Consider the following 9101-nt stretch of genomic DNA (forward strand, 5'->3'; position numbering starts at 1 on the left):
GCCAGCAGCAGGAGCCCATCCGTGGAGCGGATCCGCTCAAGCTGTACGCCCATGACGGAAAGCCGCCGGATGTCGCTTACGTTGTCATTAATCGCGGACGTGGCCTGATTGAGCCGCTGGACTTCGATCACAGCAAACACGCCCAGAGCTGCTCCAAAGCACAGGACAACGGCAAAGGCCGAGATCACCTTCGAGCGAATGCTGATATTTTGGAGCATGGTGCGACATCCTCAATGCCCAAAAGAGCGAGCAGGTATGAGGATGTTTATGCATCATAGCCTTACCAGACGGTAAGCAAGACAACAGGACAGAGCCTCACGTCGCCATGGCGTCCTAAAGTAAGACCTTGGCTCGTTCAGATGATCGAGCAGCGAACAGCCCATGAGGAAAACAACGGCCATCCATGAGGATCGGGCATCGCCCCGCTCCCAACATCAACAGGGTCGATAGGTTAGCGACGTGTCAGCACGGTGACACGAAGCAGCTCCGCCGTCCGCAGCAGGATCTGGGCGCAGGGTTCCTGGGCATAAGCGGCCTGGACTGCCAAATGCTCCAAAGTAATGACGGCACCTTCAATCTGGTCGTGAAGCGTGCACGCGACGGGCAAGGTGGCGGTCATGGGACTTCTTGTCTCTGGCTGCGGTGTTACGAAACTCACGACTTCGTGAGTAAGGGCATACTTACAGATTGGTACCGATGAGCAATCCCATTTTTACACGACAAATCTAGTGGCATGAGATTTTCTTAAAGTGTGAAAACGCGCTTCGACGCATAAACCGCTGTAAAGACACGATGCACCAGCAATTGGAAGTTTAGATTAAAAATTGTTCATCAACCTTGAGTTAAGAATCCTTCGCGTTAACGCGTGTTGCGCCCGCCATTTCAGCATAAGGTACGCTCGCTTAAGTAGGAGATGGTGAGTTTGTTGGATGAACGGGCCTACGCGATGCGCGACGCACTAATCCAGGCGATTCGGGAACAAGTCGGCCCCGACCCAGTGAATCCTGAGGCGTTGGCCCAGCTGCGCGCATCGTTCGTTCGCATGCTCGAGACGGCACAATCGCAGGATGAGGCCGTGAGCGATATGCGCTACCGTGCCCTACTGGCCGCCGAATTCGACAGGATATACCAGGAGCTTCTGCAAGCCAGCCGATCCTGAGGACCCTGAAGAATTGCCAGAGGTTCACGAACGTCGAACCCGCAGTCCTCCAATGCAGTAGGTTAGCTGTTCTTCACTGGACGTTTTCATGAACTGAAGATGGCTTCCAGATACGCTTTCAGGCCAGCGCCTCGCCATGGAGGCTACGCCACCCCGATTTCTGGCGTGACCGCCGGCATGAAGGGCCGACGTCCAGCGCCGCGTATCGCCGTCACCGACAGGACTGGGAGTGAACAGCATGGATGCCGATGCTCGACGCCTGGATGACCAGTCGCGCTTGTATCGTGAAGCGCTGATCACCGGGAGCTACATCGCTCTCGATATGGGCGCGCGGGACGTCGCCCTGGCCCTTCGCCGCCAGGCCAGCCGCGCCTGCCCGCTTTTCGGGCCGATCCCGGATGCCTCCAACGATAATAGCGTAGATAGAGGTAGCTAGTATCGCCTGAAACGGTGAAAACAAACTACCATCCCGATAAAGTTACGAGATAGTGTCCTTATAAGAATTATAATGAATGTGGCTTAGGGGCATCCGTCTATCATGGCGAATTGCATGCGGCCTTCAATATTTTCGACTGAAACGGTCGCCACAGGTGAGCAGTTCGACGCTTGGCGGTCTTGGTTTCAGCCGGCCTTCGCTGTTGTGCCAGACGGGCAAGAGGACAACGGCTTTCTTGCCCACAGCATCAACTGGGATCTCGGTTCCGTCTTGCTCTGCCGGGTTATGACGCCGGCCGTCAGGGTCATTCGGACGGCTACTATGATCCGGCACGATTATCTGGATCACTGGAATATCGGCATCGGCTTGAGTGGCGCTGTGACAGGCCTTTCGGCGGAGCATCGGGATTTTTCTGTCCCGTCGCGCGTACCCTTTATCCTATCACTCGGGACGGAACTGGAGCAGCGAACGCCAAGCCGATGAGCGGCTACAACTCTATTTCTCCCGCGATCAATTTCCTCATCTCAATGCGTCTCTGGATCTCGCCAGCAGAAATCTAATCAGTACGCCGCTGGGCATGCTGCTAGTCGATTTTCTGGATCTGTTGGAGCGCAATCTTCATAGCATAAATGAGGATGAGATGCCCCGCGTTCACGACGCGCTGAGGGCAATGTTGGGAGCCTGCATCCGCCCGACAAGCGACCGGTTAGCCGAAGCACGTGACTTGACAGGGATCATGCAGAAAGAACGCGTCCGAGCCGCTATCAGGCGAAACATCGCATCGGTACGACTGGGCTCTGCGATGCTGTGCCGAGAAGTGGGAGTTTCGCGAACCCATTTGTATCGCATATTCGAGAATGAAGGCGGCGTTTCACACTACATTCTTCGTATACGGCTCCGTACGGCCTTTGCTCAGATCTGCGAAGCCGACGCAGCGGTGAGCGTCACGACCATCGCGGCGGCGTGCGGATTTCCGGACGTTTCTACTTTCAGCCGTTCTTTTAGAAGAGAGTTCGGCATGACGCCTACCGAAGTGCGGATAGCAGCGAATAACGGATTAAGGATGGAGCTCAGAAGGAAGGCTGAGCCAGTAGGCGATTCGACACCATTGGTTCAGTGGCTCAAAAGGCTTTAGATCTGCTCTCCTATGGAAGAGATCGGGCGGCTCTCTGCCAGATTTGTTCGGTCGGATTCTGCCGCCAAATCTCCGCTGGCCGCAGGTAGCCCATGGCGACCTCGGCCGAGCGATGCCGGGTCTGCCGCATCACCTGCGCCAGATCCGCCCCCGCCTCGCCAGCGGCCGTCGCCAGCCCCGCCCGCAGGGAATGTCCGGAGAAGCGCTCCCAGCCCTCCAGGCCGGCATCCTGGGCCGCCACGCGCACCAAGCGCCAGACCGCCTTGTCGGATAGCTGGGCAGCGCTGGGGCGGCCCGCCTTGCTCAGCCTAACGAACAGCGGCAGCTCTGCATCCGAGGCGCCGCCGCAAGAATCTGCGGCATCCCGCCGGAAGCCCATCCAGGCCTGCCACGCCGCCAGCGGGCAGCAGGCGGGCTCGGCCGGGTTGGCCCAGATGGCGACCAGCTGGCCGGCGCCATGCGGGTCGGTCTTGGAGCGGCGAATGCTCACCTTCAGCCCCTTCCCCGCCACGGCCACCACGTCGCCTATCGTCAGGCTGACCAGCTCGGCGCGGCGCCGCCCCGAAGCCGATCAGCAGCAGCGCGCGGTCGCGGGCGCCGAGTGGCGTGTCGGCGGCCGGCCGGGTCGCCAGCATCTTGCGTAGTAGATCCGGGGTGGCGGCGGCGGCCCGCCGGCGTGGTTTGGTACCGGTGCTGCGGGTGATGCCTTCCAGCACCATGCGCAAGCGGGCATCGCCGAGATCCAGCGCCAGGCCGGCTAAGCGGTGGGCCGCCTGGATGGCAGCCAGGTGCACGCGCAGGGTGGCGACGGAGTGGCCGTCATCGGCCAGGCGCACCGCGTACATAGCCACCGTGTCGGGATCGGCGCCGAGCGGCTCTCGGCCCAGGCCGGTGCACCAGGTCGCATAGCCGCGCCAGGCGCTGCGATAGGCGCGGCGGGTGCCCTCCCCCCCGCGCCCGGGTGGCATAGACGGCCGCCCGGCCGGAAAGGGCATGCATCTGCGCTGTTAGCGGGACGTCCCCGGGAACCGGAAGGTCGCCGAGCAACGTCGTGGACACCACTCGCCGCTTCATGATGTGGGGCTGATGACCCAGGGGTGGCGGTACTGGTCGTATACGGCCTGTGTTGGCGGAGGGAAGCCTGGGTCAGCGAACGAACCGACGCCGACAGCGATGAGATCCAGCATGCGCTGCGGCTCCCAGAACACCGTAGATCCGCAGTCGGGGCAAAAGTGGAATTCTACAAGGAAGCCACTGTCGGACAGACGTGAATAGTGTCTTTTCGCTCCGTTGACCCGGACAGCTTGGCGATCAAAAAAGGCAGCGATACCATAGGTGCTGCCTGTCCGCTTCTGGCATGCCAGACAATGGCACAGCGACACCTTTTTTGGCTCTCCGGCGCAGGTTACGCGGAGCGAGCCGCAGGCACATGTCGCCACTCTCACCATTGCGATTATCTCCCTTCCTGCAGCCCGTTAGGATCGTCTTCTGCACGAGAGATCGCAATGGTTGAGGCTCTGCGACCACCTCACCCATCCCAAAGTGGACGCCATCGAGCGGGCCGGATGCAGGCCTGCCTACAGCAGGCGAATGCGGCCTCTAGGGTCGGGCATACCGAATTCCCCTGGGGCCACCGCAACGATGCGGCCATCGGGACCTTCCTGCGCCAGATGACCTAGGGGGACTGCCACCATGCGGCCGTCCCGCCCTTGCCACGCAAGGTGCCTTGGCGGAATGGCGACCAGTCGGCCATCGGTACCCTCAGCAGCTTGATGGTCATCTGGGATGTCTACGGGGTGTCCATCGCTTCCAATAAACAGCATGCCAATGTGTCGTGCTGTGGGCCATCAGGAGGAAACCGACCGGTCGAGATGCGGTTCCGAACAGGACCACCGCACCGGCGGCTGGGTCAACCCAGCACGATGATTTTGCCCCAGGCGCGTCGCCCAGGCGGCGGCGTGCGCCGTGTCCAGATGGCGCGTGCTGGCGGGTCGCTGATCACCAGTTGATTGCCGTCGCTGGTGGCCTGGGCCGTCATACGCGGCGGCAGCGGCCGGCCCTCGAGATGGGCCGCCCAGAACGCATCCAGTTCGGCGTCGGACCACTCGGTGTTCATCGGCGCCGTTTTAGCCGGCGAGCCTGAGCCGAGCAACGTGCAGACCTTCCTGCCGGCCGCCACATCGCTTAGCCTCGCGCGCGACGCCAATGCTCGACGACAACCCTTATGGCGCCCTCGCCCCTGGCCAGGCCGCATGAAAGCCGAACACCGTGCCCCGCTTGCTGCTGGTTGAGGACGCATTCCTGGTGCGGCTCGTGGCCAAGGAAGCGCTGGAGAAAGACGGCTTTGAGGTTCTCGAGGCGCAGAACGCCAGCGAGGCCATTCAGGTGCTGGAGAGCCAGGACCATGTCGATATCGTCGTCACCGATGTACGGATGCCTGGAAAGGGCGACGGTGTGGATGTGGCTGTGCATGCCCGAGCCAGGTTTCCCGAGATCCCGGTGATCATGACCTCCGGGTATGCGGACGGCGTCGAGGACCGGCTAGACCAGCTTTTCCTGATCGTCTTCACGCTGGCTAAACCCTACAAGCTCGACCAGCTGTCTGCTCTCGCAACGTCCCTTCTCAAGCGCAGCTGAGAAGCAGGACTTCAGCGTGGCTCTGCCACCACGCGCCAGAGCCAAGTCCTTATTCCGTCCGAAAAGCACGATTATCGGGCGGGTGACGGGCATGGCTACTGGCCGCTTAACAGCGCAGCGGCAGACGCCTCTGCCCGGGCCAGCCGCACATCCCATCGCCAATCAGCCCCTTACCCGCGATAATAGGGCCATGCGGGATGCGTACATAGATCGTCTTGCCCGCCTTTCCTGCACAGGTTGGGCTACTCTCCCCGACTACCATCGCGCTGGGATGGTCACCGTCAGGCATCTGGGGTGCCAAATCCACTTTCCCATACCGGCGGACATCCGATCGAGGCCTGTAGCGCCGCAGTAAACGTTCGCACCTTCGCGCTTGGTTGCCGAAGCGAACGTAGGAGGTAGATTCCGTCTGGCGCGACATTCCAGGGCTCATCGCCCGGCAGCAACCGGACCAGCTTACCAGCGCTTACATCTGGTCCGACCACCCAGCTCGACAGGAACGCGATGCCCAATCCGGCCTCGGCCGCGGCGCGTAGGGCCTCAAAATCGTCTGATCGGAACGTTGCCATGCCGTTCCCAGAGTGGCCCGCCGTGCAGCCGAGGACGTCCCGCCAGCCGAGCAGATCCGCGCCGTGCAGTTTGTCGAGCAGACGATGTGAAGAGAGATCGGCCGCGCTACCAGGCACCCCGGCCCGTGCCAGATAGGCCGGGCTGGCCACCAGCAGCCGCTTCAGGGGCGCAAGCTTTGTCGCGATCAGCGTGCTGTCGGTCAACGCGCCCATGCGGATGACAACGTCAAGACGCTCGATCACCGGATCGGCCAGCCTCTCAGTCAAGTCGAGCTCGACATTGAGCGCAGGATGCTCGATCTGCAGCCCGGCAAGAACCGGCAGGACGTAGCGCTTGCCGAATGTCGGAAAGCACGCGACCCGGAGCGTGCCAGAGACGGACCCGTCAAAGGCGGAGACCTCAGCGTGGGTATCCGCGAGTTCGTCGAGATGCCGAAGGGCCCGCTCGTGCAGCCGCTGACCAGCATCGGTGAGCGTGAGAGCACGCGTCGAGCGGATCAGTAGGGCGACCCCCAAATCCGCCTCCAGCATATCGATCTGCCGCACGACCGCTGACGGAGTCACCGCGCGCCGGCGGGCAGCGCCCGAGAAGCTTCCAGCCCGGACGACATCGACAAAGGTGGACAAAAAGTCGGCGAAATGAGGCTTCATCTTTGCTCTCCAGGCGAAGCCGTTTCTAGCAGCTTGTGGCTTATCCGCTTCCGAAGATGGGAACACAATCCTCTCACAAGGTTGGCGATCTCAAGAGCGTCCAGGCGGCAGAGCCAAGGCAGAATCACTCGGCCCTCTGCGGTTTGACGGACACATAGCAAACGTAAATCCATACGTTTGTATGCTCCAAAATGCTCAGAGTTGGTGGTCTAACCTTGGCACGTCCTGCTGCCGAACACTGTAAATCACAGTGCTATTTTCTAGTCGCCCTAGCTGAAAAGCCTGAGACCATAGCTCGATACGGACCACGACAGCCGCCCTGGAGGGCTAGCTGTATCGTGAACCGCGGAGAGCAGCATTCCAATCCAGTTCGTCTCGTTCGAAGGAAGTATCATGAAAATTCTAACCGACCAGATCCTCTCCCAGTCCGCCTATTCCGCTGAGATCGACGTCCCGCTGGATAAGGTCGACATCGCCGATTGGCTTTTTACCCTTCCGGAAGCCGAGTACCTGCGCTGCTGCCCGCCAGACCACATCAGTGCCGGCACCACAACGACAGACGACGGCCGACGCATGTCCATCAATGTTGAGATGATCGGCACCGCCCTGGTGGTTCAGCATTACGTCGCCGACGAGGCAACGCCGAGCTATTGCCGGATGAACTCAATTTCCGACGTCTTCACACCGGCCGGACGCACTCAGGTCAACGTCATCTGGGAACTGATCGCCGAGGCCATTGAGGGTGGCCGGACCCGCTACACCAACCGGGTCACTTCGCACCCGACGGATGCATTCCTGGACTTTATCTCTGCGCACGGCCAGACCTTCGAGCAGGCCGCAGCAGCCCGTCAAGAAGCTGGCGGCGATCACAACCGACGCGAGACCCCACTCTTCGCCGCCAGCATTGCGCGTCGGGCGACTGCCAAGGCCACTGCGAGGTAAGGGTAACTGCTTTCGATGAGTTCGGTGAGGCGGACGTCCTCCGCCTTGCCAATGCGCCGGTGCCGGACCCGCACCCTGACGACCTTCTGGTCCAGGTGAGGGCCGCAGGGGTCAAACGCGCCGTGGGTTCAGGACCTATTAGATCCAGCCTGGCGATTTGATGGTGGTGTGATTCCCTTGCGGCGGAGGTGCTGCCGGACCAGTTGACGATCGATGCCACCCACCTCAAGGCGCATCGCACAGCCGCCAGCCTGCTCAAAAAGGAGCTGTACCCAGCCGTATCGGGCGCAACAAGTTCAGCCTGAACTTCAAGCTGCACACCGCCTGCGACGGCTATGGCCGCCGCACGCCCTGCTGCTCTCGAAGGCAAGATGAGCGGCCACAGGGGCGCCATCCTGTTGTTGTTGCCAGCGAGCCTCCCGCCAAAGCCCTGCAGGGCAGGCGGTCTTGCGGGCTGCACCCTCATTCTGTCGGAGATGGCTCATGTCGCTCGATTGCGTGGGGTTGCCGCCAGATTGCCTCTGTCAGATTCTGTCGCCAGATCTCCGCTGGCCGCAGGCAGCCCATGGCCACCTCGGCCGAGCGGTGCTGGGTCTGCCGCATCACCTGCGCCAGGTCCGCCTCCGCCTCGCCGGCGGCCGTCGCCAGACCTGCCTGCAGAGAATGCCCGGAGAAGCGCTTCCAGCCCTTCAACCAGCGTCCCGGGGCCGCGCTGCGCACCAGGCGCCACACCGCCTTGTCGGACAGCTGGCCGGCGCCATGCGGATCGGTCTTGGAACGGCGGATGGCCACCTGCAGCCCCTTCCCTGCCACGGCCACCACGTCGCCCAGCGCCAGGCCGACCAGCAGCAGGACGCGGTCGTGGGCGCCGAGCGGCGTGTCGGAGGCCGGCCGGGTCGCCAGCATCTTGCGCAGCAGATCCGGAGTGGCGGCGGCGGCCTGCCGGTGCGGCCGGGTGCCGGTGTTGCGGGTAATGCCTTCCAGCCATACGTAGGCAGGCATCGCCAAGATCCAGCGCTAGGCCAGCCAGCCGGTGGGCTGCTTGGATAGCGGCCAGATGTACCCGCAGAGTGGCTGGACGCCTATTCTGCCCCCTGCGCTTTCTGCACCCCGTCCAGCACCGCCTCATGCGCCGCCAGGATCCGCCGCAGCGTAGGCTTCCCTTTGTCGCTGGCTTCGGCGATGCCCTCGTGCATGTCCTCGAGGCCTGTTGTCAGCTGTTCGGCCAAGCCAGAGAGCCGCTCTTGCAGTTGCTCCTCGTCATCCTTGAGCTCAGCCTTCCAGATCGCCAGAACGCGAGAGAGTTCGGTGGCAGCGCGCTCGGGTGGGACACCCGCTTGCAGCAGCTTGATGAGGGGAGCCAGGTCAGCAGCAGGGGAGCGGGACATGCACAGGAAGATAGGTCTGCAGACCTTGGGTGGCTAGTCGACAAGGGCTGCTCTGTGTCTGGGAATAGCGCAGGAAGATACGCCCTCTAGCAGGCACTCCCAGATATTCCACTCGAGAGCAAATCTCCTGCTTTCCGCTCAGGTGCAGAGTTGTGTCCTATCTTCCGGATCGCCCCGACAAGCC

At 62.0% G+C, this 9101-nt stretch carries 13 protein-coding genes and 1 pseudogene; 5 read left to right on the forward strand and 9 right to left on the reverse strand.

Going from position 1 to position 9101, the window contains the following annotated elements; all coding sequences use genetic code 11:
* A partial coding sequence (locus IBL26_RS24525; RefSeq protein ID WP_206684303.1) for an MCP four helix bundle domain-containing protein occupies positions 1-218 on the reverse strand: 218 nt, incomplete at its 3' end.
* A gap of 233 nt (positions 219-451) precedes the next feature.
* A complete protein-coding gene (locus tag IBL26_RS24530; protein ID WP_187787135.1) occupies positions 452-619 on the reverse strand; it encodes a hypothetical protein in 168 nt (55 codons plus the stop codon).
* Between the two features lie 306 nt (positions 620-925).
* Here IBL26_RS24530 and IBL26_RS24535 point away from each other — a divergent pair, with 306 nt between their 5' ends.
* Positions 926-1159, forward strand: a complete 234-nt coding sequence (locus IBL26_RS24535) for a hypothetical protein (protein ID WP_187787136.1) — start codon at positions 926-928, stop codon at positions 1157-1159.
* 238 nt (positions 1160-1397) lie between these two features.
* Complete coding sequence (locus IBL26_RS24540; RefSeq protein WP_187787137.1) at positions 1398-1595, forward strand: hypothetical protein; 198 nt, start codon at positions 1398-1400, stop codon at positions 1593-1595.
* 123 nt (positions 1596-1718) lie between these two features.
* Here the strand turns inward: IBL26_RS24540 and IBL26_RS24545 are convergent, their stop codons facing one another.
* Positions 1719-1997 (reverse strand): hypothetical protein, encoded by a 279-nt coding sequence (locus tag IBL26_RS24545; RefSeq protein WP_187787138.1) that lies wholly within the window; start codon positions 1995-1997, stop codon positions 1719-1721.
* 400 nt (positions 1998-2397) lie between these two features.
* Here IBL26_RS24545 and IBL26_RS26200 point away from each other — a divergent pair, with 400 nt between their 5' ends.
* Positions 2398-2730 carry a helix-turn-helix transcriptional regulator gene (locus IBL26_RS26200; RefSeq protein ID WP_367615508.1) on the forward strand — a complete coding sequence of 111 codons (333 nt, stop codon included), beginning with the start codon at positions 2398-2400 and terminating at the stop codon, positions 2728-2730.
* A gap of 10 nt (positions 2731-2740) precedes the next feature.
* On the opposite strand, the pseudogene IBL26_RS24555 reads toward IBL26_RS26200, so the two are convergent.
* From IBL26_RS24555 to IBL26_RS24565, 3 genes and pseudogenes are all read right to left on the reverse strand, one after another.
* A pseudogene (locus IBL26_RS24555) lies at positions 2741-3283 on the reverse strand (tyrosine-type recombinase/integrase); the annotation flags it as partial.
* A gap of 517 nt (positions 3284-3800) precedes the next feature.
* Positions 3801-4178 (reverse strand): GFA family protein, encoded by a 378-nt coding sequence (locus IBL26_RS26205; protein WP_187787140.1) that lies wholly within the window; start codon positions 4176-4178, stop codon positions 3801-3803.
* Between the two features lie 461 nt (positions 4179-4639).
* Positions 4640-4846 (reverse strand): hypothetical protein, encoded by a 207-nt coding sequence (locus IBL26_RS24565; RefSeq protein ID WP_187787141.1) that lies wholly within the window; start codon positions 4844-4846, stop codon positions 4640-4642.
* Positions 4847-4998: 152 nt separating this feature from the next.
* On the opposite strand from IBL26_RS24565, the gene IBL26_RS24570 reads away from it, so the two are divergent.
* Positions 4999-5367: a response regulator gene (locus IBL26_RS24570; protein ID WP_187787142.1), complete on the forward strand. Its 369-nt coding sequence runs from the start codon at positions 4999-5001 to the stop codon at positions 5365-5367.
* 281 nt (positions 5368-5648) lie between these two features.
* On the opposite strand, the gene IBL26_RS24575 is transcribed toward IBL26_RS24570, so the two are convergent.
* Complete coding sequence (locus IBL26_RS24575) at positions 5649-6587, reverse strand: LysR family transcriptional regulator (protein WP_187787143.1); 939 nt, start codon at positions 6585-6587, stop codon at positions 5649-5651.
* Between the two features lie 393 nt (positions 6588-6980).
* Between IBL26_RS24575 and IBL26_RS24580 the strand changes: the two genes are divergently transcribed.
* Positions 6981-7529, forward strand: a complete 549-nt coding sequence (locus IBL26_RS24580) for a hypothetical protein (protein WP_187787144.1) — start codon at positions 6981-6983, stop codon at positions 7527-7529.
* 462 nt (positions 7530-7991) lie between these two features.
* Here IBL26_RS24580 and IBL26_RS24585 read toward each other — a convergent pair whose 3' ends face one another.
* A complete protein-coding gene (locus IBL26_RS24585) occupies positions 7992-8531 on the reverse strand; it encodes a site-specific integrase (protein WP_187787145.1) in 540 nt (179 codons plus the stop codon).
* Positions 8532-8611: 80 nt separating this feature from the next.
* Positions 8612-8917: a hypothetical protein gene (locus tag IBL26_RS24590; protein ID WP_187787146.1), complete on the reverse strand. Its 306-nt coding sequence runs from the start codon at positions 8915-8917 to the stop codon at positions 8612-8614.
* Between the last annotated feature and the right edge of the window lie 184 nt (positions 8918-9101).

The sequence above is a fragment of the Teichococcus aerophilus genome (genome assembly GCF_014490485.1).
Classification (GTDB): Bacteria; Pseudomonadota; Alphaproteobacteria; order Acetobacterales; family Acetobacteraceae; genus Pseudoroseomonas; species Pseudoroseomonas aerophila.